Origin of the sequence: Streptomyces sp. NPDC088747 (assembly GCF_044751025.1) — a bacterium.
In the GTDB taxonomy this organism is placed as follows: Bacteria; Actinomycetota; Actinomycetes; order Streptomycetales; family Streptomycetaceae; genus Streptomyces.
On record NZ_JBIVKZ010000024.1, the window covers coordinates 130,452 to 156,537 of the forward strand.

Consider the following 26,086-nt stretch of genomic DNA (forward strand, 5'->3'; position numbering starts at 1 on the left):
GGAGAGAGAAACATGAGCGTGACCGTACAGATCACAGGGCCCGCCGCGAACACGGTGGTGCGTCGCACGATCGTGGTGAGAGCCCAGGTGAACGGGCTCGTCGCACAGAGCGGTGACCACGACCCGTACGACATCCTCAACTCGGTGATGGTGTCCGTCGCCGGGGAGCCCGCGGTCCAGGCGACCAGTTCGGGCGGAGCGTGGACGGCCCAGGTGACGCTGCCGGCGTTCCTCCCGCCGGGCACACCGGTGTCGGTCAAGGTGACCGCCAACTACCACGCGATCGACTTCTACGTCCCCTACCCCGAGCAGTGGCCCGACGTGTGGTCGGCGACGTCCGCCGCGCTCAGCAGCACCCAGACCATCCAGGTACTGGCCGCCCTGCCACCGGCGTTCACCTGGACGGCCCCGGCAGCCGGCAGCACGGTCGACCTGTTCGAGGGAAGCGGTCAGGTCAACGTCCAGTTCAACGTCACCCGGGCCCAGATCACTCCGCTCACCATCTCCGTCACCCGGGACAACACGACCACGCCGGTGACGTACGCCGGCGCCACGTCGTACCAGATACCGGTCAACCTGCTGCCGATGCCGCTCGGGGCTCGACCCGTGACCATCACCTGCACCGATCCCGACGGCCTCACCGCGACGCAGACCCGCACGTTCACCGGCCGCGACGCCTCACCACCCAACCTGCAGGTCGCGGCCGTCACCGTGTTCGGCGACAGCGCGGGCGCCGCCACGGCACCGTTGCAGGGGACGGCTCCCGACGCGCAGAGCGGCATGACCGGCGGCAGCGCGAAGGTGGAGTGGGCGCTGTCCCCGACCGGCACCAGAACCCTGGCGAAACCGGGGGCCGGCAGCGACTTCCGGAACTGGACCGCCGACGTCCCGTTGACCGGGTTCGGCGCGCACACCGTGTACCTGTGGGCGACCGACAACGCGGGCAACGTATCCGCCAAGAACGTACAGGCGACGGTGATCAGTTCGTACGTGCCCCAGACGCTGGAGCAGCGGCTGGACGAGCGGGAGTATCTCGCCGCTCTGCTGTCCTTCGCACACGAGCAGGTGGGCGTGCCCGGCCCGCCCGCCGCGCCGTTGGACACCGCCACCCTGGTCGCCGCGCTCGGCCAGCCGCTCGACCGGCTCAGCCAGCCGTTGTCCGCCGAGGCCGACCTGGGCGGCCACGAGGTCAACCAACTACGGATACCCGTCGAACTCCTGCGGGCCCGCATCGCCGCCACGAGCACCCCCACCACCCCCGGCGCCGCCCTGGAGCTGCGGTACCGCACCACCGCCTACACGTCCCTGCTCGCCGCCGCCGGAACGTCGTACGCGGAACTGCGGCTGGCCCGTGGTGCCGACCCCGCGGTCCGCCGTGCGCTCGCCGGCCGGCTCGGCATCCGGCTCTCGGCGGCCGCACCCGACGAACTCGATCGACTCCTCATCGACGGGCCCGCCCTCACCGAGGCCGCACTGGAGACCCTGTTCGGTCTGCCGTCGACCACCGCCTCCGACCCGCTGCGCGTCCCCGGTGTGCCACTGCTGCTCGGCTGGCGGCTGTCCGCCCAGTCACTGGCCTGGGCCGGACAGGACCAACACCCCGACGTGCCACGGGTGTTCACCGTGCTGGCCGACCCCGACGTGATCAACGCCGGCGATGTGATCGGCGGACCGGTCGGCGACCCCATCCGCAAGCTGCTGACGGACCGGGCTCAGGCGCTCACCACGTACCGGGCGACCCTTGCCGCCCTCAGGACCGACAAGACACCGGCGGCGGCACTGACCGCGATGCTCACACTGGCGCAGCCCGGCCTCGACCTGGCCGCCCTCGCGGCCCAGGACGCGCAGGGCGTCGACATCGACGGCACCCTCGCCGACCGTGGCCTGACCCGGGCCGGCTTCCTGTGTCTGAGACAACTGAGCGCGCTGGCCGAGGCGGGAACCGTCACCACGGCCGAGTGGGACGACGGCCTGGCCGTTCTCACCGGTGCGCACAAGCGTCGGCAGCTGTACCCCACCTGGCGGGCGGCGGAGTCGGGCTTCGTGCTCTCACCGGACTTCTTCATCGCCGGCGGCACCGGCCCCGCACCCGAGCCCCACCGTGCCGAGGGCGAGGCCCGTGCCGAATGGCAGTCGGTGCTGCGTGCCAGGATCGCTCAGCGCGCAGAGCTCGGCGAAGCCACCGCGCAGGCCGTGGCCGCCGCCGAGCAGGCCGCGCTGCCGGTCCTGCGTGACGCCCTGCTCACCGACCTGGCCGCCTCCGCGGCCGCCACCGATGTGGGCGAGTCGATGTCGGCGCGGTTCTTCGTCGACATGCTCGCCGGAGGGACACTGCGGACGACCCGCATCAGACAGGCGGTCGAGAGCGTGCAGTCGCTGCTGTCGGCCAAGCGGTCGGGCGAACTGGCCTCGGACCACCCGGCTGCCGGCTGGACGTTCAAGAACGGGCCTGAGACGTTCGCCGCCGCCTGGGCATGGCTGGGTGAACAGGGCACCTGGCAGGCGGCCACCACCGCCTTCCTGTTCCCCGAACGGCTCCTCGACCCCACCCTGCTCGTCCCGAGCACCAGGACCATGGCGCCCGGCACCCCGACGCTCCCCCTGGACATCCTCTTCGCACAGGTCAGCGGGCCCGGAGCCACCTTCACCGCAGGCACCGCCGTCAAACTGGCGGCCGACTACCTGACGGCAAAGAGAATCACCCTGCCCACCCCGTACACCTACCTGGACCCGCAGCGCAGAAGCGCCCACCAGAACGCGCTCGCGGCGGTGTCGAGCGGCATCGAGACCACGGCCTCCACCGGCCACGCGGACAACCGGGAGATCTTCTGGGCCGTCCCGATGCTGCTCGCACAACGTCTTCAGGCAGCCGGGGACTACCGGGCCGCGCTCGACTGGTACTGGATCGTCTATCCCTACGACCTGACCTCGCCGACCTCGATCTACAGCCGGATCAACAGCGAGACGCTCTCCAGCCCCGACCTGACCTTCCCCGCCAACTGGACCACCGGCCTCGACCCGTTCGCGCTGGCGGACTCGGCGTCCGCGAAGCGCCCGAAACCCCACACCCGGTACACGCTCCTGTCGATCATCCGATGCCATCTCGACTACGCCGACGCGGAGTTCACCCGGGAGACCGACGAATCGGTCGCGCACGCCCGCACCCTCTACGTCACCGCTCGCAGACTGCTCGGCTCGGCGGCGCTGGTCCCGCAGACGCCGACGAACCTGGGGGAACCGGCGCTCCCCATCCCGGAGGTCCGCACGCTGCGCACCAGAGTCGACATGCAACTGGCCAAGCTCCGCCAGGGCCGCAACATCGCGGGCATGCCGCGCACCCAGGGGCTCGCCGCGGCGAGCGTCAGCCAGCCGACCCCCTACCGCTTCAAGGTGCTGCTGGAGCGGGCCGGGCAACTCGTCGCCCAGGCCGCCCAGATGGAGGCCGGCTTTCTCGCCGCACTGGAGAAGTACGACGACCGCAACCTGCGTATCTACGACGCCCTCAAGGCGATCGACCTGAGCGCGGCGCAGACCAGGGTGGCGCAGAGCCGCCTCGACGAGGCCAACGACGCCGTCACGGCCGCCACCGCACAGTTGGCGAAGGCCGACACCATGGCCACGTCCTACGGCGCGGCTCTCGACTCTCCGTCGAACAAGTACGAAAAGGATCTGCTCGACAGCTACGGCGAGATGCGTGACGTCAAGGACGCGATCACCGCGGCGGACACGGCCCTGGCCATCGCCCAGGCGGCGTCGTCCGGGGCCAGCATGATGGACGCCATCTTCAGCGGCGGTGCCCGGCAGGCACTCGCGATCGCGATGAGCGCAACCGCCGCCGTCCGGGGCGGTATCCAGTTCAAGCAGAACCAACTCGAGGCACAGATGCAGGCCAACCAGCTGCAGGCCGGCATCGAGCAGCGCAAGGACGAGTGGCGGCGCCAACAGGTCGCCGCGCAGCAGGACATGCAGATCGCCGCCGCACAGATCACCGTGGCGGACGACCAGGTCACCATCGCCGAACGGGAACAGGACGTCGCAACGCTCCAGCACGACCAGGCGGCGGCCACACTGACCTTCCTCAACGGCCAGTTCACCAACGCCGACCTGTACCTCTGGATGAGCAACACCCTCGGCGGGGTGTACCGGTACTTCCTGCAGCAGGCCACCGCGACCGCCCGTCAGGCGCAGGCCCAACTCGCCTTCGAGCGGGCGGAACCCGCCCGGGTCCTGATCCGCCAGGACTACGGTCAGTCGCCCACCGAGATGACCTCGAACGCCGGGCCCAACCGGCAGGGTCTCACCGGCGCGGAACAACTCGCCCAGGACCTCGCCCGTCTCGACGAGTACGCGTTCAGTTCCGCCCGGCGACGCCTGAACCTCTCGCAGACGTTCTCCCTGGCCCGCCTGATGCCGGTGGAGTTCCTGGAGTTCCGTCGCACGGGCACGCTGGCCTTTGTCACCCCCACTGCTCTGTTCGACACCGACTTCCCCGGCCACTACCTGCGGCTGATCCGTCAGGTGCGTACCAGCCTCGTCGCGCTGGTGCCGCCGGAGCGGGGGATCCGGGCCACCCTCTACTCCAACGGCATCTCCCGCGTCACCACCGGTCGGGACGGTACGTTCCAGGAGGTCGTGGTCCGCAGTGACCCCGGTGTCGTCGCCCTGACATCGCCGGTCAACGCCAGCGGGGTGTTCGAACTCGATGCCCAGTCGGACATGCTGCTGCCGTTCGAGGGCTGCGGGGTGGACACCAGCTGGGAGTTCCGGCTGCCGCCCGCCGCCAACCCGCTCGACTACTCCACCATCGTCGACCTGCTGGTCACCGTGGACTACACCGCCGCCTACGACGAGACCTACCGCGACCAGGTGGTCACCAGGCTCAACGCCGACCGGGAACGGGGCGCCGACTGTGTGTTCAGCCTGGCCAGGGACTTCCCCGACCAGTGGTACGACCTGAACAACCCGGCCGACCCCGCCGCGAGGTCGGTCACACTTCCGCTGCGCGACGTCGACTTCCCGAACGGGATCGGCGAACTCACCACCTCCGCGGTCGCCGTTCGCCTGTCGAGCGAGGTGACGGTTCCCGACACCGTGATCTCACTGTCCCGGGGTGCGACCGGCGGAACGGCAACGGCGACCAACGGCCTCGCCGGCACCCGGCGAGGCAATGCCACGGCCTGGACCGGCTTCCTGGGAACCGGCCCGGCCGGCGAATGGCAGCTCGGCTTCGACGCCGGCGCCAGGGCCCTCTTCGACTCCGGCACGCTCGACGACATCCTGCTCGTCGTGAGCTGGAAGGGAGAGGCTCCGGCCTGGACGCGCTGACTCTCTCCCCCGCGGACGGTTCCCGCCGCAGCGGACACACCTGCGGGTCGATCAGTTCGTCCTGCGTGCCGCCACGGTTATGGCCCCAGACGGAATCATCCCGGAGGGCTGGTCCGTAACCGGCTTTCCCTGGCCTGCCCTGGATCACCTGGGGCCCAGCCCTCGCCACCACGCTCGCGAGGGCTGGGCCCCGCCGACCGCTTGGTGGCCAGCCAACTGCTGGCGGGGCGATCCCGACAACCGGCAGGCAGTTGGCAGCGGCGACGAGTTCGATGTCGTCGCGCCGCTGGGGCCGGAGCCCGCTTGACCTTGACGTTGGGTCAAGCCTTCATCCTTCCGGCAGGGGCGTCCTCGCATTCGCGGGGAGCGGTTCCGCGAAGGAGGCAGATGGCCATGACGGCTCAGACGATCGCCGGTCCGGCGATGCACGTGCGAGGGCTGGCGAAGTCGTACGGGAAGCTCGAAGTGCTGCGTGGCGTGGACTTCGACGTCGCGCCGGGCAGCATCTTCGCCCTGCTCGGCTCCAACGGCGCGGGCAAGACCACGACCGTGAGGATCCTCGCCGCGCTCCTCAGGGCCGACGCGGGGACGGCGAGTGTCCACGGTTTCGACGTCGCCGCACAACCGGCGAAAGTGCGGGAGTCCATCAGTCTCACCGGCCAGTTCGCGGCGGTCGACGAGATTCTCAGTGGTCGGCAGAACCTCGCCCTCATCGCGAGGCTGCGCCATCTCAAGGACCCGGGCGTGGTCGCGGACGACCTGCTGAGGCGCTTCTCGTTGAGTGAGGCGGGCGCGCGGCGGGTGTCCACGTACTCGGGCGGGATGCGCCGTCGGCTGGACATCGCGATGAGCCTCATCGGCAATTCGCCGGTGATCTTCCTGGACGAGCCGACGGCGGGACTCGATCCCGAGGCGCGCATCGATGTGTGGGACGCGGTCAAGGAGCTCGCCGGTCACGGAACGACGGTGCTGCTCACCACGCAGTATCTGGAAGAGGCCGAGCAGTTGGCCGACCGGATCGCGATCCTCCACCAGGGTCGGATCATCGTGAACGGCACCCTCGCCGAGCTCAAGCAGCTCTTTCCGCCCGCCAAGGTCGAGTACGTCGAGAAGCAGCCGACTCTGGAGGAGATCTTCCTCGCGGTCATCGGCGGCGGTAACAAGAGCGACGCCATTGTCACGACAACCGGGGGACAAGAGTGACCGCGTACTTCTTCAGCGACACCGCCGCGCTCACGGGGCGGACACTGCGTCATGTCACACGCAGCGTGGACACCATCATCACGACCGCCCTCACGCCGGTCGCCATGATGCTGATGTTCGTCTACGTGTTCGGCGGCGCCATTGATACCGGGCAGGTTCCGTACGTGAACTACATGCTGCCTGGCATCCTGCTCATGACCATCGCGTCGGGCATCTCCTACACCGCGTACCGGCTGTTCACCGATGTGAAGAGCGGGATCTTCGAACGCTTCCAGTCCATGCCGATCGCGCGGTCGGGGGTGCTGTGGGCGCACGTCGTCACCTCTCTGGTCGCCAACCTGATCGCGCTCGTACTCGTCGTGGGCGTCGCTCTGCTCATGGGCTTCCGGTCAGGGGCAGGGGTGTCCGCATGGATCGCGATCGCGGGCATTCTTCTCCTGTTCACCCTGGCGCTGACCTGGCTCGCCGTGATCCCCGGCATCACCGCGTCGTCGGTCGAGGGAGCGGGCGCGTTCGCCTACCCGCTCATCTTCCTGCCGTTCGTCAGCTCGGCGTTCGTGCCCACCGAGACGATGCCGGGTCCTGTGCGCTGGTTCGCCGAGCACCAGCCGGTGACATCGATCGTCAACACGATCCGTGCCCTGTTCACAGAGCAGCCGGTCGGCGACGACATCTGGATCGCGCTCGCGTGGTGTGTGGGCATCCTGGTCGTGGCGTACGTCTTCGCGATGATCGTCTATCGCCGGAAGATCGCTTGAGGCAGGCTGGGACCCATGCTCACCATCAGCCAGCTGGCGGCGTACGCCGGGGTGACGGTGCGGGCGGTACGCCACTACCACAAGATCGGGCTGCTGCCCGAGCCCGAGCGCGACCGGTCCGGGTACCGCACCTACGGCGCCCCCGCAGTCGTGCGACTCATCCGGATCCACACCCTGGCCTCGGCCGGCGTGCCGCTGGCCAAGGTGCAGAAACTCCTCGACGCAGGCCCGGAGGAGTTCGCCGGGGGTGTCCAGGAGATCGACGCGGATCTGCGCGCCGAGATCCGGCGACTGCAGGACACCCGCAAACGGCTCGCCCGGCTCGCCGCCGGAGAGCACCTGGCCCTCCCCCAGAGCGTCGTGGACTACCTCGACCGGCTGCGCGGTCTCGGCGTCGGAGAGCGGTACATCGAGCTGGAGCGGGATGCCTGGATCATGATCGCCGCGCAGGTGCCGCACCACATCGACTTCGTGATCGCCAAGAAGCACGAGGAACTCGACGACCCGGACATGGTGAGGCTCTACAGCCTCTTCACCGGAGAACTCGACTGGCCGGCCGACGATCCACGGATCGTCGAGATCGCCGACATCCTGGAGCGCCTGATGATCCGCGCCGTGGAGGCCGGCGAGGCGGGTTCCGACGGGTTCGACGATCAGTTCGTCGCCCTGATGGACTCGACCATGCTCGAGTCCGCACCGGGCGCCGAACTGGTGCTGGCGATCCTCCATGAGCGTGGCTGGAGGGGCTGGACCCGTGTCGAGCGAGTGGTTGCCGACAGGGTCGACACTGAGCCGCCGCCACCGTGACGTGGTAGTTCACGAGGCTGTGCGTGTAGTGGACGAGTGGCGGGGTTCAACACGGCACAGCACAGCACAGCACCGTAGACCGCGAGGCCGTGCGTGGCGTATGACGAGTGCCTGCCCCTACGGCCACCTGAGTGCCGTGGCGCAGGCTGTCCGCGGAGTGTGCGCTCAGCCCGAGGAGGGCTGAGCGCACACCTGGTGAGGGGTCAGTCGCCGTACTGGACGGGCCGGTAGGCCCGGTACTCGCTGCCCGCGTTCAGGCCGTAGGTCAGCGTCCGGTGCGAGGTGCCGGGGCCGCCGCGCTGCTCGTAGGCCAGGTAGGAGGTGTGGGCAGCGTCGTTCCACCGTTCGAAGATGACGACGTGTCGGGTGTTGCTGTTGCCGAGGGCGTCGATGACGAGGTCACCGGGCTGGAGTTCGCCCATCGCGATGGGGCGGGTGAGGTTCCGGTTGGTGGCAAGCCCCACGGTGTTGGTGCCCGGCGTCGGCAGGCCCAGCGCCATGGAGGCGTAGCCGGAGCAGTCCTGCCGGTAGCCGTCCCGCCAGTATGCCGCCTGGTTGTAGGGGACGGGGCGACCGCCGTTGGCGGTGAGCCAGGTCGCGGCACGCTCCAACGTCCGCTGCCGCGAGCCCGCCTGGGAGCCGCCGCCGGGATCGCCCTGCACGGGGACACCGGGAAGCCGGTCCTCGGGGATGTCCACGGCGACGACGGTCAGAAAACCCGTGACGGGTGCGGTGATGTGGGCCATGAAGGTGGAGCAGGCGCTGCCTTCGCACACCCGGCGGCCGGTGTCGACCTGGTAGTCGGCGGTGATGCGGTCCTGACCCGCGGAGTTCTGGTTGATCATGCCGACGGACGGCGAGTTGATGTCCGACGTGGCGTGCACGACCCACCGTGTCCCCCAGGTGGGGAAGGAAGCGGCGGCCTGGGAGAGGCTCGCCGTCGACGCGGTCTGAGCTGTCGGGGTCGTGGCGTGGGCGGGCAGGGCGAGTGCCGGGGCCGTCAGGCAGGCGAGGGCGAGGGTGGGCAGGATGCGGCGCAGTTTGGCGGAGCGGGAGGGGGACATGGTTGTTCTCCTTCGTCGAGATGTACGGGACGGCGTGCCGGGCGAGGGGTCGGGATCCGGCGCCCTACTGCCACTGCTGGTTCGCCGAGTTCGTCACGCACGGCAAGGCGACGAGGCGCCTGCTCTCGCCCGGGTCGGCGACGCAGGCACCGGTCTTGACGTTCTTGAAGGCGATCCGGCTCTGGGTGAGCTTCTCGACCGTCCACTGCTGGTAGTCGAGTCCGTTGCACGGCCAGGTGCGCAGGCCGGCAGCGCTGTCGTCCAGGCACCGGCCCGTGGACATGTTCGAGAGCTGCCGGCTGCCGTCGGCGTGCCGAGTGACCACCCACTTCTGATGGTTGAGCCCGTTGCACTGCCGGCCGCGCAGTCCACCGCCGTCGCTGTCGTCCATGCACAGCCCCGTGTGCACGTTCCGGTAGTTCTCCGCGGACGCCGCATGGGCGACGGGCGTCGAGGGGCCGGAGACGGAAGCGGGGAGCACGGGTGCCGCGCCGAGCACGGCCACGGCGGCTGTCAGGAGGGCGGGCAGGAGGGTGCGTACGGGAGTCATGTGGGAGTCCCTTCCAGGGATGGGAGGAGTTGGCCGTGAGCGGCCACAGGAACCGGCATTCGCTCACCGTCGGAGGCGAACCGCGGGGTCGGTGAGATGAGTTTGTGCAGCTCACCGACCCTCGACAACCTGTTCCCGGCTGCTTCAGCCATGTCGGGACGGACACGTTCCTGACCTGCAGGGGCGCACCTGTCCCGGGATGGGAACGGGACGGCGAGACGGCGTCAGCGGGCTGCATGGGTGGCCCGCGGGCGGCGAGTGCTCTTCTGTTTCGAGGGGGGAACACCCTGTTGAGACCCACCGGCAGGCGAGCGGGACTCGCCGGATCGAGGAGTTGCGTATGCGAGCCGACGAAACGGTCGCACTGGGGCGTACGGCACTGCGGATCACCCGGCTCGGGCTCGGGCTCGCCTCCCTCGGCGGCCTGTTCACAGCTGTCTCCGACGAAGACGCGGCAAGGACCGTCGACCGCGCGTGGGAGGTCGGTGTCCGGCTTTTCGACACCGCGCCCGTCTACGGGTACGGCCGGTCCGAGGCCCGTGCCGGGGCGGCGCTGCGCGGCCGCCCGCGCGAGGAGTACACGCTGTGCACCAAGGTCGGCCGCCTGATCGAGCCGGGAGGCAGCGACACCCAGCCCATCTGGGCCGATCCCCCGCCCGGTGTCGGACCGCGGCTCGACTACTCCTACGCCGGGGTCATGCGCTCGGTCGAGGCGAGTCTGGAGCGCCTGGGGCTGGCACGGATCGACGTACTCCATGTGCACGACCCTGACGAGGCGTTTCCCACAGCCGTGACGGACGCCTACCGGGCGTTGGCAGAGCTGCGTCGCCGGGGCACCATCGGTGCGGTGTCGATCGGCGTCAACCACGCGCCGGTGGCGGTTCGCTACTTGCAGGAGGTGGAGGACCCCGGGCCCGACTGCGTCATGCTCGCGGGACGGTACAACCTCCTCGACCAGTCCGGCCTCGACGCGCTGCTGCCGCTGTGCGCCGCGCGCGGCATCGCCGTCATGGTCACGGGCGTCTACCAGTCCGGTCTCCTCGCCGACCCCCGTCCCGGCGCGCCGCACGGTTACACCCGGCTCCCAGCCGAACTCGCCCGGCAGGTCACCGCCTGGCACACCATCTGCGGCAGCTTCGACGTGCCCGCGAAAGCGGTCGCCGTCCAGTTCCCCTTCGGGCATCCCGCGGTGACGAGCATCGTGGTCGGCGCCCGGACACCGGACGAGGTGGACGAGACCGCGCGCATGCTCGCGCACCCCGTCCCGCACGAGTTCTGGACCGCCGCCCGGACAGCTGGGCTACTGCCCGCCGGGGTGCCGCTGGCCGTACGGTGAGCCGAGCTCCGGGCAGTGAATCGGCTGCAACGGCGGACTGTCCAACCGCGAGCAAAAGGGTTACCCCGGAAGCCAGACGACTTCTCGCACACGACCGCCTCACCGCGGCCCGCTGCGCCGCCACGCTCGGCTTCCCCGACGCGTCCAACTTCTCGGGGTCCTTCCACAAGGCCACCGGCAAGCGGCCGGGCGCGTGGCAGGCGACGGTGGCCGCCGAGTGAGGATGTGCCCACACGAACACCCACCGGCGGCAGCTACGACGGGCGGCCCCGCCCACCCACCCGTCGTACTTCAGGCCGGCAGACGCGGCACGCTGTCGATCAGGCGGCGGGTGTACGGGTGTTCCGGGGCGCCCAGCACCTGCTGGGTCTCGCCCTGTTCGACCAGGCGGCCACGCTCCAGCACGGCCGTGCGTTCGCACAGGGAGGCGACGACCGACAGGTCGTGGGAGACCATCACGAGGGTCAGCTGCCGCTCCTCCTTGAGCTCGGCGAGCAGGTCGACGACCTTGACCCGGGTCGTGACGTCGAGGGCGCTGACGGGTTCGTCGGCGAGCAGCACGCGCGGGTCGCAGACGATGGCGCGGGCGATGGCGATGCGCTGGCGCTGGCCCCCGGAGAACTCGTGGGGGTAGCGGGTGGCGGCGTCGGTGGGCAGGCCGACCCGTTCCAGCGCCGCGGTCACCTTGGGCGCGGCGGTCGCGCGGGTGTCGAGGCCGAGCGAGCGCAGCGGTTCCGCGACGATCGCGGCCACGCGTCGGCGCGGGTCGAGGGAGGAGTACGGATCCTGGAACACGCACTGGACGCCGCGCCGGAAGCGGTGCATCTGCCGTCGGTCGCGCGGGGAGAGTGTCTCGCCGTCGAAGCGGACGGTGCCGGCCGTGGGGCGAGCGAGTCCCAGCAGCAGGCGCAGCAGGGTGGTCTTGCCGGCACCCGACTCTCCGACGAGCGCGAGTGACTGACCCTGCTCGACGGCGAGGGACACGTTCTGTACGACGTCGGTGGCGGTGCCTCGGTAGCGCACGGCGACGTCCGCCAGTTCCAGCACGGGTGTCATCGTGTGCTCCTCAGGACCAGGGCGGACTCCAGCTTGCGGGCGCCCGCGACGAGCGTCTTGGTGTACGCGGCTTGCGGCGCGCCGATGACGTCCAGGACGGGGCCTTGTTCGACGGCCCGGCCGTCCTTCATCACCAGGGCGTGGTCGGTCACCTTGGCGATGACGGCCAGGTCGTGGCTGACGAACAGCACGGCCATCTCCCGTTCGCGCACGAGGGTGTCGAGGAGTTCCAGTATCTCGGCCTGCACGGACACGTCGAGCGCGGTGGTGGGCTCGTCGGCGATGAGCAGGCGCGGCTCGCAGGCGAGGGCCATCGCGAGGGCGACGCGCTGGCGCTGGCCGCCGGATATCTCGTGCGGGAACGCGCGGGAGATGCGCTCGGGTTCGGGCAGCCGCACCCGCAGGAGCGCTTCGATGACGGCGGTGCGCAGGCTCTTGCCCTTGAGGCCGGTGCGGCGGGCCAGGGGCTCGGCGATCTGGCGGCCCACCCGCATCAGTGGGTCGAGGGCGGTCAGGGGCTCCTGGAAGACCACGGCCGCGTCCCGTCCCCGGACCGCGACGAGCCGCTTCTCGGGGGTGCCGACGATCTGCGTGCCGGCCAGTTCCACGCTGCCGGTCGCGGTCATGCCGGCGGGCAGCAGGCCCAGTACGGCGAGCATGGTCAGGGACTTGCCGGAACCGGACTCGCCGATCAGGCCGAGCCGTTCGCCGCCGTCGACGGTGAAGGAGAGGTCGTCGACCAGGGTGCGGCCGTCGTCGGTGCGCACGGTGAGGCCGCGTACGTCGAGGAGGGTCATGTCCGCCTCCGGCGGGTCGCCGGGTCGAGGGTGTCGCGCAGGCCGTCGGCGATGAGGTTGACCCCGATGACGAGCACGACCAGCAGGATGCCGGGGGCGAGCGCGCCGGCGGGGGCGGTGGTGAAGGTGGCCTGGGCTTCCTGGAGCATGCGGCCCCAGGAGGCGTTGGGCGGGGGCGCGCCGAGGCCGAGGTAGGACAGGCCGGCCTCGGCGAGCACGGCGAGGCCGAACTGGAGGGCCAGGTTGACGACGAGGGTGGGCCAGATGTTCGGCAGGACGTGCCCGGCGACAGTCCGTGGCCAGGAGGTGCCCGAGGTTCGGGCGGCGGTGACGTAGTCCTGGGACAGGACCCGCTTGGCGAGGATCCGTACCAGCCGGGCCACGATCGCGCTCTGGGCGAGGCCGATCGCGAGGACGGCGGAGCCGAGGGTGGCCGAGCGGGCGGCGACGACGAGCATCGCAAGCAGCAGGGTCGGGAACGCGATGAGGATGTCGAGGAACGCGGCGAGGGTGTCGTCGAGCCAGCCCTGCGCGAACGCCGCGAGCGTACCGAGGGTGACGCCGATGAGCGCGGCGATCAGGACCGAACCGAGACCGGCCTCGACGGCGATACGGGAGCCCGTCATCAGCTGGGTGAACAGGTCCCGGCCGAGTTTGTCGGTGCCGAGCAGGTGTCCGTCGCCGGGCCCCGCGAGCCGGCCGCCGGAGGTGTCGTCGGCGTCGTAGGGCAGCCAGACGAGCGAGACGACGGCGAGCAGGGCGATCAGCGCGGTCAGTGTGCAGCCCGCCAGCAGGGTGACGGAGCGCTTGCCGCGGGCCGCCGCCGGCTTGGACAGGACGTCCGTGTACGTCACCGGGTGCCTCCTGAAAGGCGGCCGCGCAGCCGCGGGTCGATGATCCTCTGGACCAGGTCGGCGGCGAAGCCGATGACCAGGACGGCGAGCGTGGACACGAACAGGACGCCCTGGATCACCGGGTAGTCGTGCTGGGCGATACCGGTGGCCAGCAGCGAGCCGAGGCCGGGCAGCGCGTACACCGACTCCACGACGACGGCGCCGAGCAGCGTGGAGGCGAGCTCGATGCCGAGGACGGAGATCACCGGTACGGAGGCGTTGCGCAGTCCGTGCCGCCACATGGCCCGGGGGAAGGAGGCGCCCAGGGCGCGCGCGGTGCGCAGGTGGTCGCTGCCCAGCACGTCGAGGGTGGCGGAGCGGACGTAGCGGATGAGCGACGCACTCATCACGAGGGCGATGGTGACGACCGGCAGGACGAGGGAGCGTACGGCGTCCGCGGGCGCTGCCCAGCCGTCCAGCGGGAAGCCACCGGAGGGAAGCCAGCCCGCGTTCAGCGCGAACACGGCGATGAGGATCATGCCGAGCCAGAACACCGGTATGGCGATGCCCAGTTGGGAGACTCCGCTGAGCAGGGCGCCGTACCAGGTGTGGCGTTTGTACGCGGCGACGAAGCCGACGGGTACGGCGATGACGACGGCCAGGACGAACGCGGCCAGCGTCAGCGGCACGGTGACGTTCAGGCGGGCGCTGACCTCGGGTCCGACCGGCAGTGAGCTGACGAAGGACGTGCCGAGGTCGCCGCTCGCCAACTGCCCGAGCCAGTGGGTGAACTGCTCGGGCAGCGGCCGGTCGGAGCCGATGGAGTGGCGGGCCGCGGCGATCTGCTGCGGGCTGGCGCCCACCGAGGTGAGCGCGTTGGCCGGGTCGCCCGGGAGCAGGCGCAGCAGGATGAACAGCACCACGCTCGCCAGGGCCAGCGATACCAGGAGGAAGACGAAGCGGCGCAGGAGATAGCGCCCCATCAGCCCTGCTTCTTGATGTCGTAGGCGTAGAACTGGGAGTTGAGGCCGTTGAGCGGGTAGCCGGACAGCTTGCTGTTGGCGACGACGATCTGCGGGTACAGGTACAGCCAGTCGCTGGCCGCGTCCTCGGCCGTCTTCCGGTTGACCTTCTTCAGAAGTTCGGTCTGCTGCGCGGTGGTTGAGGCTTCTTCGGCCTGTGTCACCCACTGGGTGACCTGCTTGTTGTCGTAGCCCCAGTAGAAGTCGGGGTTGCCGTACCAGACGAGGTCACGGTCGTTGACGTGCTCCTGGAGCGTGGCCGTGAAGTCGTGGTTCTTGTAGACCTTCGTGTACCACTCGTCCGGTGTGATCGTGTTGATCTTGACGGTGATGCCGACCTGCGCGAGCTGCGACTTGATGAAGGTCGCGGCGGTGGGGTGCGGGTCGTAGTTCGGGGTGTCGAGAGTGAACGTGAACCCCTTGGCGTAACCGGCCTCGGCGAGCAGCTTCTTGGCCTTGGTGACGTCGTAGGCGTTGACCTTGGTGAGGTCCTCGTACCAGGGGTCGGTGGGCGGCACCATCGAGCCGATGAGCTTGCCGTAACCGCCCCAGACGGACTCCAGAAGCTTCTTGTCGTCGATGGCGGCGGAGACGGCCTGGCGGACCTTGACGTCGGTGAACGGCTTGGCCTTGTCGTTGAAGGCCAGCAGCAGCTTGGTGGTGGAGTCGCCGTCGTTGACCTTGTAGTTCTGGTTGCTCTTGAACTGCTCCAGGGCGTCGGGCGACTGCTCGCTGGTGACCACGTCGACGGCGTTGGTCAGCAGCGCGTTGTTCAGTGCGGTGGCGTCCTTGTAGTAGTGGAGGACGACCTGCTTGTTGGCGACGGCGTCACCCCAGTACCCGGCGAAGCGGTCCAGGCTCAGCGCGGAGCCGCGGGTCCACTTGCCGAGGGTGTAGGGGCCGGTGCCGTCCTCGCTCGTCTTCAGGTTCTTCGCCTCGGAGTTGATGATCCAGACGTAGGAGAGGTTGTAGACGAAGGAGATCGACTTCTGGGACAGCGTGATCTTGACGGTGTGCGCGTCAGGGGTGGCGATGTCCTTGACGACCTCGAGGTTGCTCTTGCGGGCGGACTGCGAGTCGTCCGCGAGGACCTTCTGGAGGCTGTACTTGACGTCGGCGCTGGTGAGTTCCTTGCCGCTGTGGAACTTCACCCCGCTGCGCAGCGTGAAGGTGTAGGTGAGGCCGTCGGCACCGACCTTGTAGTCCTGGGCGAGGAGCTTGTCGACCTTGCCGTCGTCGGTGAGCTTGAACAGGCCCTCGTACACGTTGCCGTTGAGGGCCTCGGTGACGCCTTGGCCGCCGCCGGCGGTGTTGTCGAGGTTCTGCGGCTCGTACAGGGAGCCGATGTTGACGGTGGCGTTCTTGTCCCAGCTGCCGGCCGAGCCGGTCTTCGCGCCGGAGCCGCCGCAGGCGGTGAGCGCGACGGCGAGACCGGCGGTGGTGGCGGTGGCGTAGAGGGTCGACTTGTTGAGTCTCATGGTTCAGGGCGCCTTCGTGCGAGATGACAGGGGAGGTCTGCGGGCCGGGCCGGTCAGTGCTGTGCGAGGAAGCCGTCGCGGAAGACGGGGCGCTTCTCGCCGGCCTGGACCGGCAGGTGGAAGCGGTTCTGCCGCGGCGGCATCGGACAGTTGTACTGATCGGAGAATCCGCAGGGCGGCACGAAGGCCCGGTTGAAGTCCAGCACGACCCGGTTGTCGTCGTCCGTGCGCCGGACGAACAGGAAGCGGCCGGCGCCGTAGGTGGTGTCCCCGTTGGTGGGGTCGCCGAAGACGAGCAGCAGGGTGCCGTCGTCGTCGAAGGCACTGAGGGTGTACTCGCGGCCGTCGACGGTGAGCGTGATGTCGCCCGGCACCACGAGGTCGCGGGTGCCGCCGTTGTCCCGGAGGTGCTCGAAGGCGATGCGGCGGGCGCCGGGCACGGGCGAGTAGGCGGCTTCCAGGACCCAGGCCGGGTCGTACGGGAATGCCTCGACGCCCTCGAAGTGGCGGATGGCGGCCGAGTCCGCGTCCCAGAAGCGCAGGCCGTGCTCGGGGGCGCCGGTGACGAGGTCGACGCGCCGCAGTGTGGTGACGGTCACGGTGTCCGGCTGTCCGGCTTTCGCCGCGTCGACGTCGGGCTCCTCGCCGGCCGGCAGCCAGCGGGTCTCCACGAGGGCGAGGTTTCCGGTCGGCGCGCTGAGCGTGCGCTGACGCTCGGCACGCCAGGCGTTCCACTCCTCCCCGGGACCTGCGGGGTCCTCCGCGGGGCCTGCGGGGGTCGGGGCGGCGTTGGACAGGGACACGGCGGACTCATTCGACTAGGAGGGCACTGCCATCACAGTTCGTGATTTGATGGCCAAAGCACGTTCTTTATCATCCATAAGGCTGCCTAATGTCAAACTTGCGTCTCGGTGGATGAGATGGGTGTCTCGGCGGGGTGTCTGGGGCTGATCTGCAGTCTTTACGCACAGTGACCGCTCGTGGTCGGCAGGCGCGCGCCGCTCGGCGCGGGACACGCGGATACGGGGCAGACGCGTCAAAAGCCCGGCTGGGGCACCTCGGTGCGACAAGCCGAGGGCGGCCGGGCAGGCACCAACCCGGCTTCTGCGCCGACGGGTTGAGCCTTCGAACCCGGCCCGCAAGGACAGGCCGTTGAGCCTGCCGCTGGAGGGCCGGGTGCTGTTGGTCGGGGACGGACGTGGTCAGCGACGGCCGCGGAATTTGCCCAACAGCCTCTTCGCCTGCTGCTGACGACGGGGGTCGGCTGCAGCCCGCCGCGCCTGCTCGACCGCACGACGCCCTTGAGGGCTCCTGGCGAACTGCTTGATACGTTCCAGCATGCGTGGCATGCGACTCCATCCGTCGGTACCGGCGAGTGCCTTCTTCGGCTCGTCTACCCATAGGGGGACGACTCAGGCCTCCGCTGGGATGCGGTCCGCGTACTCCTGCAAGCCGTTCCAGCGACAAGGGCCGCGCACCCCGCCAGATCGGGTCACCCCAGAGTCCGTGTGAGGGGCATGACGGGACCCCTCGGTGTCACAGCAGGCGGCGGATTTCTCCGCGGACGCGGTAGAAGCCGCCCGCTGCCGGGTGCAGGGCGTCGACGACGTAGCGGGCTCCGGGCTCTCGTACGGTGCGCGGGAACTGGACGTTCCAGGAGGGTTCGTAGCCCTCGGAGACCACGTGGACGCGCAGACGGCCGGGTGTCTGGACGCACTCGACGACGATGGATCCGGCGGGAGCCTGGGAGACGGTCGTCAGCGCGGACGAGGCCGCGGCGGGTGCGTAGGTGGGAAGGGCCGCCGCGAGTTTGACGTCCCGGGCCACCGGGACCGTGCCCTGCTGCGCCGCCGCGATGGCCGCTTCGCTCGCGTCCACACAGACCAGCGAGCCGTCCGTGGTCACCAGGTAGAGCCGTTCGTCGCGGTACTGCATCGACAGCGCCGAGCCGCCGCCGGTACCGAGCTTCCACAGGCGGGTGCCGTCCCGGTCGAAGCAGTAGACCGACGAGGCCGCGTCGCCGGCGAAGACGAACCGGCCGCCGGGCGAGGTGGCGCACGAGTAGACCGCGCCGTCGCAGGCGTAGGTGGCCTCGACCGTGCCGGTCGCCTTGGACAGCCGCTGGACCGCACGGTGCGCGGTTCCCGCGAACACGGCGCCCTGCTCCTGCCAGCCGAACAGGACACCGCCGCGGGTGGGCGTGTGCCACAACTCGCCGCTCCCGTCGGGCGCGTACGCGGTCACTCCCCTGTGGTGTCCGTGGTAGACGGCCGTGTCGTCGGCGCGGACCATCCAGGCGTGCTCACCCTGGCTGCGGCGGGCCCACTGGTGCTCGTCCTCGTGGTCGATGACGGTGAGCCGTCCGTCGCGGTCCGAGACGTTCAGAACGCCCTCGTGGATGTCCAGCCAGAAGATGTCGACGTCCGCCGCGACGTCGTACGCCGCGAACGGCAGCTTCGAGGAGAGGTCGTAGACCCGGCCGTCGTCGCAGCCCGCGTAGATCCAGAAGTCGTCGGCGACCAGGCACTTCACGCCGTCCGGCAGACTGAAGCGCGCCAGGACGCCACCGTCGTGGTCCAGGGTGAAGACGTCGCCGGCCTGGTTGCCGACCCAGCAGCGGTCGTCGTCGACGTGGATGCCGAACGCCGAGGACCCGGTACGAAAACGCCACAGCACGGGGGCCACCGAGCGCGCGGTCGAAGGTGCCGAAGCCACCTGTCGCCGGGTCACCGCGCGCGGCGGGCGCTGTCCGGCGACCGCCGGGGCGTAACCCTTGCGGACCTTCTCCCCCACCTTCTTCGCCGCGGCGGAGCGTGCCTTGTCCGCCGTGGGGAAGGTCGTCGTCTGCGTCTGTCCCGCGGCGCCGATCCGTCCGTAGCGCACCGTCACCACCAGCCCGTCGACGGCCACTTCGTAGAACTTGTGCGCGGCACCGTCCTCCTGCGACAGCTCCAGATACGTCGTCGACGCGGACCCGGTAGACATGACAGACCCCTCCCAAGGTGGGCCCGAGGTCTCTCCCGCGGGCCCCACTGATCAAACCGTAGAGGGAGCCACTGACATCGACGCTCCGGCCCCGCAACCGAGGCATGCGGAACAGCGCGACTGGAGTCGGGAGCGCCAACCGGCCAGGGATCCAGTGGCGTTGAGCAGTCCGGCAAAGAGCTGAGGCTGTTCCTCAGCCCTACGGAGTACTACGGCAGCCGTGCGACCGGCAGCGCGTCCAGCCCGGTCGCGGGGTGCCAAGTCAGCTTGGTACTTCCTCCCGTCGCCGGTCGTCGCCGGATGTGGCGGGGATGGCGTTGTCGATGAGGACGGCGGCGATGGCGGCAGCCGTGGGGAAGGCGTCGGCGTTGAGGACACGGGTCCGGGCCGCGGCGCCGTCGATGAGCAACGCGAGCTGCTCGCCGAGCTGTTCGGGGTCGGCGGCGCCGGCTTCGCGGGCGGTTTCGGCCAGCCGCGTGGCGACTGCCTTCTTGTAGTCGCGTGCGTACTGGGAAGCGGGGTGCTCGGCGTCGTGGAGTTCGACGGCGGCGCCGATATACGGACACAGAGGGGTGGTGGGAGGGACGTCAAAGGCGGCGAGGAGCCGTTCGCGGGGCGTGAGGTCGGTGCGGTCGAACACGCCGGACAGAACAGAGGGGTCGAACTGCCGCAGGTACTCGGCGACGAGTTCGTCCTTGCCGGCGAAGTGCTGGTAGGCCGTGCGCTTGGACACCTCGGCCGCCGCGCAAAGCTGGTCCATGCCGGTGCGGTTGATGCCCTGAGCCCGAAACAGTTGCTGGGACGCGCCAAGAATTCGCTCGCGGGCGCCCCGGCCGCGGCGGCGACCCGTGGGCCCCTTCTCCAACTCCGTCATGGACCCATCATACCCCGGCCGGGTAACGACCGGTGTACATAGCTTGCGCCCCACCCGTCTCCCCGATACGTTAAGCACACCAAGCGGTGTACATAACACCGCCGCCTCAGGTGTGCACATGGCACCACCGACCCGAAGGAGCAACTGTGGGCAAGCTGGACGGCAAGGTAGCGGTCATCACCGGCGGCACCACGGGCATGGCACTGGCCGGCGCGAAGCTGTTCGTCGACGAGGGAGCGCATGTCTTCATCACCGGCCGCCGCCAGGACGCCTTGGACGAGGCTGTGAAGCAGATCGGCCGCAACGTCACCGGCGTCCAGGGCGACGCCGCCGACCTGGACGACCTGGACCGCCTGTACGACACCGTCAAGCGGGAGAAGGGAAGCCTCGACGTGCTGTGGGCCAGCGCCGGAGTGGGCGAGCCCGCGCCGCTCGGCGAGATCACCGAGGCCCACTTCCATGCCGCGTTCTCGCTCAACGCCCGCGGCACCCTGTTCACCGTCCAGAAGGCCCTCCCGCTCTTCAACGACGGCGGCTCCATTCTCATGACCGGCTCCAACGCCTCCCTCGGCGCTTTCCCGGGCTGGAGCGTCTACGCGGGCAGCAAGGCCGTGCAGCAGGCATGGGCACGCGTCTGGCTCAACGAGCTCAAGGACCGCCGCATCCGCGTCAACGTCCTGACCCCCGGCCAGGTCGCCACCGCCAAGCAGGCAGAGCTCTTCGACGAGGCCACCAAGCGCCAGTTCGAGTCCCTCATCCCCCGCGGCCAGATGGGCCGCCCCGACGAAATCGCCAACGCCGCCCTTTTCCTCGCCTCCGACGACTCCAGCTACGTCAATGGCATGGAACTCGTCGCCGACGGCGGCACCACCGCCATCTGAATCGAACGACACCCGACCAGGGCAGGACATCTCATGAGCAACGTCAGCATCATCGGCACCGGAAACATGGCCCGCACCATCGGCGCGCGAGCGATAGCGGGCGGCAACACCGTGGAGGTCATGGGCCGCGATCAGTCCAAGGCCGCCGAATTGGCCAAGACTCTCGGCGGGGGCGCCACGACGGGAGAATGGGGCACCGCTCCGGCCGGGGACATCGTCATCGTGGCCCTGTTGTACAACGGTGTCGTGCCGGTGGTCACCCAGTACGGAGACGCTCTCGCGGGCAAGATCATCGTCGACATCAGCAATCCCTTCAATTCCACTTTCGACGGACTGGCCCACCGCGACGAAACCTCGGTCGCACAGGAAGCCGCCAAGGTGGCCCCGACCGGCGCCAGCGTGGTGAAGGCATTCAATACCGTCTTCCGTCATGTCCTGGAGAAGGGGCGGCCCGACGTCTTCATCGCCGGCGACAACGCGCGGGCCAAGGCAAGCGTGGAGGCTTTCATCGAGAGCCTCGGGCTGCGCCCGCTGGACGTCGGCGGCCTGAGAATGGCGCACTGGCTGGAAGGAGCCGGCGTGGTCACGGTGGGCCTCGCCAACCACGGCGTGGGAAACCTGGACTTCGCCCTCAGCATCGCCGAACTTCCCGCCTGAGAAACGGTTCGCAGCCCGTACTGGGGGCGATGGAGACAGTCCCCCCGGCTAGCAGGCGGTGAGCCGTTCTCGCGCAAACATCCGCGTCCTCGCCCGCCTTCGCCCGACCTGCGGCAGGCCGGGCGAGGTGCGCTCAGGCGCGGATGATCGCAGGGAAGGCCTTGTCCGTCTCGACGTAGTACTTGCGTACCAGCGGGCCGAATCCGTCCTCCGAGTCGCCGAGGATCATGGCCTTGAGAACCTCAACGCTCTTCGCGTCGTCGAACTTCTTCACCTTCGTGTCGGTGCTACCGACGACCAGTGGTTTCCACTTCGCCCGTGACTCCGCCGTGGCGCTGACGTCCGGGTCGAAACCCAGGTAGTAGCGGCGTCCAGAGAGCTCCTGCCCGACGGCCAAGAAGACGATCACATGAAAACCGGTGTTGCGCTTGTTGTTGAACTTGCTCTCACGACCGCCCACGTGTCCGGTCGAACCGTTGACGATCACGGCGCGGTCGGCCTTCACAGCTTCGTCGATAGCGGCCCATTTGCCTTCGATCCCCATTGGCACTGACAGATCCGAGGACTCGTACAGCCCGCTTGCTCCAGTGCTCAACTGAATGCCGACCCTCTCAGCACGCACCTTGCAGTCGTTGTCCACCATTCCCGTGAACATGGAATCAGTCGGCATCTGCAACCAGAACTTGAGGCGCTCGAATACCGGGCCCGCCGTCGCATCCACCGCTTGCGAGATCCGAGCCCTGATGTCCTGGATCGTCGGTGTGGTCTGGTCCACGGCTTGGACGTACGCCTGCTCGATCATGAAAGTTCCCCCCGGTCGGCTCCCGTGGCCCACTATGACGCACGGAACGTATCCGCGGTAGTGCGGAGAGTGATGCACGGAGTTCGGCTAACGCGCCGCCGTGGCCATCGGCGAGGCCCTCATCGGTGGGGAGTCCGTCGACGCCCGGACCAGCACTCACGTCACCACGAGCCTGAAACGCTCACTCCGGAGAGGCAGTGCTGGAATCACTCATGGCATCTATCAAGCTCTGGGGGCGCATGTCGGTCCAGGTCGACTCTATGAAATCAAGGCATGCCTGACGTTCTGCCTCCCCGAAGACCACATTCCACCCGTCCGGCACGTCGACGAAGGTGGGCCACAGCGAGAACTGACCCTCCGTGTTTTTCAGAACGAGGTAGTTGGCGTCCTGGTCCTCAAAAGGGTTCGTCGTCATCGTTCAGTCCTATCTGTCGATCAACAGTGAGAGTATTTCAAGGCGGCGCTTCCCGGCCGGTCGACCGCTCGACCGCTCGACATCAGCCCAGCCGGATCATTCTTCGCCCTGCACCGTAGGCAGCCACTCAGCAATCGCATCCCAAAGCAGGGAGAGCATCGGGGGATTGGCCATGTCGTCATGAGAGCAGGGCAGTCGTGACTCGCTTATTCGACCGGCGGTGTAGGGCCACCACATCAGACGGCCCATACCGTCCTCAAGTTCGTCCGACGAGATGAACAGAACATCGCCGTGGAATCTGCGAGGATAATGACCTACGTAGATACGGGTGTTGTTTGCGATGATCCTCGCCCTCACTTCAGCTTCCCCTTCCGAGATCTCGCTACGGAAGTAGTCCGGAAGTCCGGCAAGATCATGTAGGGAAGGCGCCTCATCGAGTACCTCCGGCGTATCCGCGTGGCCGTTGAGGCCATTGAGGCCGCTGCCATCACGTTGCTGAATCACCCGACGGAAGAGCTCCGCAGATTCCTCGTCCATCTCGTCCGGATCGAGGGGGTCGATGGGGGCGGGCGCGTAGCCACCCATGACGATGAGAGCCACTTGCTGGCCGTCTTCCTGCAGTTGCACAGCCATCTCCTGTGCTACCCGGCCGCCCATCGACCATCCCAGCAGTCGATACGGTCCCGACGGTTGCACAGTGCGCAACTCATTGACGTATTCTTCCGCCATTTCCCGGATGGATCCCGGCAGCTTCCCCGCCTCGTCGGCATCCCGCGCCTGCAGACCGTACAAGGGGATACCAGGAGGTACGAATCCGGCCAAAGGCGCGAAACACCAACTCAACCCGGATCGCGGATGGACACAGAAGAGCGGCGGTCGGCTTCCCTGCGTCCTGATGGGAAGAAGCGTACGGAGCGACTCCTGTATCGTGGGAAGACTGAGTCTATGTACGAGTCCAGCGACGCTGGGGGCCTCCATCAGCATGTGGAGGGAAACGTCGACACCCATGACCGAACGAATCCGGCTCACCAGCTTGACTGCCAGAAGTGAATGTCCACCGAATTCGAAGAAGTTGTCGTCGACGCCGATATGAGGCACGTTCAGTTCCTCGGCAAAGATTCCGCACAGGATTTCCTCCTGGACCGAGGAGGCTTCCCGGCTCTGCGCCGACGACATGTAGTCCGGCGCCGGAAGCCCTCGTCGATCCAGCTTCCCGTTCGGCGTCCGCGGCAGACGCTCCAGGGTCACGAGCGCGGACGGCACCATGTGGTCCGGCAGCATCGCGCCGAGATGGGCGCGCAGGGCAGCCAGGTCGACCCCGGTGGCGCTGTCGTCGCCGTCGGTGTGGCCGCCGGTGGGGACGAGATAGCCGACCAGCCGCCTGTCTCCAGGGCGGTCCTCACGCACCATCACCGCTGCCTGGGATACGGACGGGTGAGCGAGCAGCGCGGCCTCGACCTCGCCCAACTCGATCCGGAATCCACGGACCTTCACCTGGTCATCCGTACGGCCCAGGTACTCGAGCTGCCCCTCGCCATTCCACCGGGCCAGATCGCCAGTGCGGTACATCCGCTCCCCCGGGGTGAACGGGTTCGCGACGAACCGCTGCGCGGTCAGCCCCGGCCGGGCGTGGTAGCCACGGGCCAGTTGGGCGCCGGAGACGTACAACTCACCCGCAACGCCCACCGGAACCGGCCGCAGAGCCCCGTCCAGAACGTAGACCTGCGTGTTCCACACCGGACGGCCGATCGGCGCGGCACCCGCAGGCCAGGCCGCCCGATCCGCGGGCAGGGTATGGGCGGTGACCACATGTGTCTCGGACGGACCGTAGTGGTTGTGCAACTCCGTCCCGACCGCCCCGCACAGGTCACGGATCCGATCACTGAGCACGAGGGCCTCGCCGGCCTGGGAGACATGACGTAGCGATGGCAGCCCCGTGCCTTGCTCCGCCACAGCCTCACCCAGCGCCTCCACCATCAGGTTGGGGGCATACAGCTCGGTGGCCTTCTGCTTCCTCAGCCACGTCACGAACTGTTCCGGGTTACGCCGGATCTCTTCGTCCGGTATTACGAGGGTCTTGCCGTCCAGGAGGGCCGAGAGGATCTCCTGAGCCGATACGTCGAAGCTGATCGCGGTGAACTGAGCGACCCGCGAGCCGACTTCGGCGGGGATGGCAGAAGCATGCCAGGACAGCAGGTTGACCAGCGAACCACAGGACATCACCACGCCCTTGGGGCGACCGGTCGAGCCGGAGGTGTAGATCAGGTACGCGGGGTGCTGCGGCAGCAGCGGGCCGATCCGCTCCTCGTCGCCAGGAACTTCGGCAGGCAATGCGCCGAGTTCGGTGGCAACCGAGGGGTCGTCCAACAGCAGCGCAGGCCCGGTAGGCATACGCCCCGCGACCTCCGTGGTGGTGAGGGTCAACGAGGGGACGGCGTCGGCCAACATGAAGGCGATCCGCTCGGCCGGGTAGTCCGGATCGACCGGCAGATATCCGGCGCCCGCCTTCAGCACCGCCAGCAGACCGACGATCAGGTCCACCGAGCGAGGCACGGCCAGGCCGACGATGCTCTCGGGACCGATACCGCGGCGGATCAGCAAACGGGCAAGCCGGTTCGCCCGCTCGTCGAGCTCCGCGTAAGTCACCTCAACGCCGCCGAAGACCACCGCGACCGCATCAGGATGCTCTACGACCCGGGCTTGGAACAGCTCAGGCAGCGACGCGGCGGGCACGTCCTGAACGGTGTCGTTCCACCCCGCCACGACCCTGTGCCGCTCCTCCGCCGACAGCACCTCGATGTCGCCGACTCGCTGGTGGGGTTCCCTGGTTACGGTGTCCAGGACCCGGAGGAATCGCTCGGCCAGGGCCTCCACTGTTTCGTGGTCGAACAGGTCGAGGGCGTAGTCGATACCACCGTGCAGACCGGCCGGACGATTGCCGCTGCGAGCACCTGGCCCCGTGCTCGCGTCGGCATGGAAGCTCTCGGCCAGGGCGAAGAACAGGTCGAATTTGGCTGCGGGTTCGCCGGTGGGCAGGGGCTCGGCGTCGATACCGGGGAGGTCGAGGACGGCTTGGGTGTTGTTCTGCAAGGTCAGCATGACCTGGAAGAGGGGGTGGCGGGCCATCGAGCGGGCCGGGGCCAGGTCTTCCACCAGCCGCTCGAAGGGCACGTCCTGATGCGCGAACGCCGCCAGACCCCTCTCACGGACCTGCCCCAACAGGGCGGCGAAGGTAGGGTCACC

At 68.8% G+C, this 26,086-nt stretch carries 20 protein-coding genes and 1 pseudogene; 8 read left to right on the forward strand and 13 right to left on the reverse strand.

The window, feature by feature from the left end:
- The first annotated feature begins 12 nt into the window (after positions 1–12).
- The 4 genes from ACIP79_RS39115 (at position 13) to ACIP79_RS39130 (ending at position 8,093) form a co-directional block, all read left to right on the forward strand.
- Complete coding sequence (locus ACIP79_RS39115) at positions 13–5,325, forward strand: hypothetical protein (protein ID WP_401231858.1); 5,313 nt, start codon at positions 13–15, stop codon at positions 5,323–5,325.
- Positions 5,326–5,718: 393 nt separating this feature from the next.
- Positions 5,719–6,528, forward strand: coding sequence for an ABC transporter ATP-binding protein (locus ACIP79_RS39120; RefSeq protein WP_401231861.1), 810 nt, complete (start codon positions 5,719–5,721; stop codon positions 6,526–6,528).
- Positions 6,525–7,286, forward strand: a complete 762-nt coding sequence (locus ACIP79_RS39125) for an ABC transporter permease (protein WP_401231864.1) — start codon at positions 6,525–6,527, stop codon at positions 7,284–7,286. The genes ACIP79_RS39120 and ACIP79_RS39125 overlap by 4 nt, the downstream gene beginning before the upstream one ends.
- Positions 7,287–7,301: 15 nt before the next feature.
- Complete coding sequence (locus ACIP79_RS39130; RefSeq protein WP_401231867.1) at positions 7,302–8,093, forward strand: MerR family transcriptional regulator; 792 nt, start codon at positions 7,302–7,304, stop codon at positions 8,091–8,093.
- A gap of 203 nt (positions 8,094–8,296) precedes the next feature.
- Here the strand turns inward: ACIP79_RS39130 and ACIP79_RS39135 are convergent, their stop codons facing one another.
- Both ACIP79_RS39135 and ACIP79_RS39140 read right to left on the reverse strand, forming a co-directional pair.
- Positions 8,297–9,157 (reverse strand): hypothetical protein, encoded by an 861-nt coding sequence (locus tag ACIP79_RS39135; RefSeq protein WP_401231869.1) that lies wholly within the window; start codon positions 9,155–9,157, stop codon positions 8,297–8,299.
- 64 nt (positions 9,158–9,221) lie between these two features.
- Positions 9,222–9,707: an RICIN domain-containing protein gene (locus tag ACIP79_RS39140; RefSeq protein WP_401231872.1), complete on the reverse strand. Its 486-nt coding sequence runs from the start codon at positions 9,705–9,707 to the stop codon at positions 9,222–9,224.
- Positions 9,708–10,047: 340 nt separating this feature from the next.
- Between ACIP79_RS39140 and ACIP79_RS39145 the strand changes: the two genes are divergently transcribed.
- Together ACIP79_RS39145 and ACIP79_RS39150 are read left to right on the forward strand one after the other, a co-directional pair.
- Positions 10,048–11,043 carry an aldo/keto reductase gene (locus tag ACIP79_RS39145; RefSeq protein ID WP_401231875.1) on the forward strand — a complete coding sequence of 332 codons (996 nt, stop codon included), beginning with the start codon at positions 10,048–10,050 and terminating at the stop codon, positions 11,041–11,043.
- Positions 11,022–11,264 (forward strand): annotated as a pseudogene (locus ACIP79_RS39150) (helix-turn-helix domain-containing protein); the annotation flags it as partial. The gene ACIP79_RS39145 and the pseudogene ACIP79_RS39150, both read left to right, overlap by 22 nt.
- Positions 11,265–11,334: 70 nt before the next feature.
- On the opposite strand, the gene ACIP79_RS39155 reads toward ACIP79_RS39150, so the two are convergent.
- The 8 genes from ACIP79_RS39155 to ACIP79_RS39190 all read right to left on the reverse strand — a co-directional run bounded on the left by ACIP79_RS39155 (position 11,335) and on the right by ACIP79_RS39190 (position 20,088).
- Complete coding sequence (locus ACIP79_RS39155) at positions 11,335–12,099, reverse strand: ABC transporter ATP-binding protein (RefSeq protein ID WP_401231879.1); 765 nt, start codon at positions 12,097–12,099, stop codon at positions 11,335–11,337.
- A complete protein-coding gene (locus tag ACIP79_RS39160; RefSeq protein WP_401231881.1) occupies positions 12,096–12,896 on the reverse strand; it encodes an ATP-binding cassette domain-containing protein in 801 nt (266 codons plus the stop codon). The genes ACIP79_RS39155 and ACIP79_RS39160 overlap by 4 nt, the downstream gene beginning before the upstream one ends.
- Positions 12,893–13,750: an ABC transporter permease gene (locus ACIP79_RS39165; protein ID WP_401231884.1), complete on the reverse strand. Its 858-nt coding sequence runs from the start codon at positions 13,748–13,750 to the stop codon at positions 12,893–12,895. The genes ACIP79_RS39160 and ACIP79_RS39165 overlap by 4 nt, the downstream gene beginning before the upstream one ends.
- Positions 13,747–14,712: an ABC transporter permease gene (locus ACIP79_RS39170; RefSeq protein ID WP_401231887.1), complete on the reverse strand. Its 966-nt coding sequence runs from the start codon at positions 14,710–14,712 to the stop codon at positions 13,747–13,749. The genes ACIP79_RS39165 and ACIP79_RS39170 overlap by 4 nt, the downstream gene beginning before the upstream one ends.
- Positions 14,712–16,229 (reverse strand): ABC transporter substrate-binding protein, encoded by a 1,518-nt coding sequence (locus ACIP79_RS39175; protein WP_401231890.1) that lies wholly within the window; start codon positions 16,227–16,229, stop codon positions 14,712–14,714. The genes ACIP79_RS39170 and ACIP79_RS39175 overlap by 1 nt, the downstream gene beginning before the upstream one ends.
- A gap of 53 nt (positions 16,230–16,282) precedes the next feature.
- A complete protein-coding gene (locus ACIP79_RS39180; protein WP_401231926.1) occupies positions 16,283–17,026 on the reverse strand; it encodes a DUF1684 domain-containing protein in 744 nt (247 codons plus the stop codon).
- A 739-nt stretch (positions 17,027–17,765) separates the two neighbouring features.
- On the reverse strand, positions 17,766–19,214 hold the full coding sequence (locus ACIP79_RS39185; RefSeq protein WP_401231892.1) for a WGR domain-containing protein: 1,449 nt from the start codon (positions 19,212–19,214) through the stop codon (positions 17,766–17,768).
- Between the two features lie 262 nt (positions 19,215–19,476).
- Positions 19,477–20,088 carry a TetR/AcrR family transcriptional regulator gene (locus ACIP79_RS39190; protein ID WP_401231893.1) on the reverse strand — a complete coding sequence of 204 codons (612 nt, stop codon included), beginning with the start codon at positions 20,086–20,088 and terminating at the stop codon, positions 19,477–19,479.
- Between the two features lie 146 nt (positions 20,089–20,234).
- Between ACIP79_RS39190 and ACIP79_RS39195 the strand changes: the two genes are divergently transcribed.
- Both ACIP79_RS39195 and ACIP79_RS39200 read left to right on the forward strand, forming a co-directional pair.
- The gene (locus ACIP79_RS39195) at positions 20,235–20,969 is read left to right on the forward strand and encodes an SDR family NAD(P)-dependent oxidoreductase (protein ID WP_401231896.1); all 735 of its coding nucleotides are present in this window, start codon (positions 20,235–20,237) and stop codon (positions 20,967–20,969) included.
- A gap of 33 nt (positions 20,970–21,002) precedes the next feature.
- Positions 21,003–21,626 carry an NADPH-dependent F420 reductase gene (locus tag ACIP79_RS39200; RefSeq protein ID WP_401231898.1) on the forward strand — a complete coding sequence of 208 codons (624 nt, stop codon included), beginning with the start codon at positions 21,003–21,005 and terminating at the stop codon, positions 21,624–21,626.
- Positions 21,627–21,759: 133 nt separating this feature from the next.
- Here ACIP79_RS39200 and ACIP79_RS39205 read toward each other — a convergent pair whose 3' ends face one another.
- The 3 genes from ACIP79_RS39205 to ACIP79_RS39215 form a co-directional block, all read right to left on the reverse strand.
- Complete coding sequence (locus ACIP79_RS39205) at positions 21,760–22,428, reverse strand: hypothetical protein (RefSeq protein WP_401231901.1); 669 nt, start codon at positions 22,426–22,428, stop codon at positions 21,760–21,762.
- 181 nt (positions 22,429–22,609) lie between these two features.
- Positions 22,610–22,843 carry an MbtH family protein gene (locus tag ACIP79_RS39210; RefSeq protein WP_401231903.1) on the reverse strand — a complete coding sequence of 78 codons (234 nt, stop codon included), beginning with the start codon at positions 22,841–22,843 and terminating at the stop codon, positions 22,610–22,612.
- Between the two features lie 96 nt (positions 22,844–22,939).
- On the reverse strand, positions 22,940–26,086 hold a 3,147-nt coding region (locus tag ACIP79_RS39215; RefSeq protein ID WP_401231906.1), incomplete at its 5' end, for an amino acid adenylation domain-containing protein.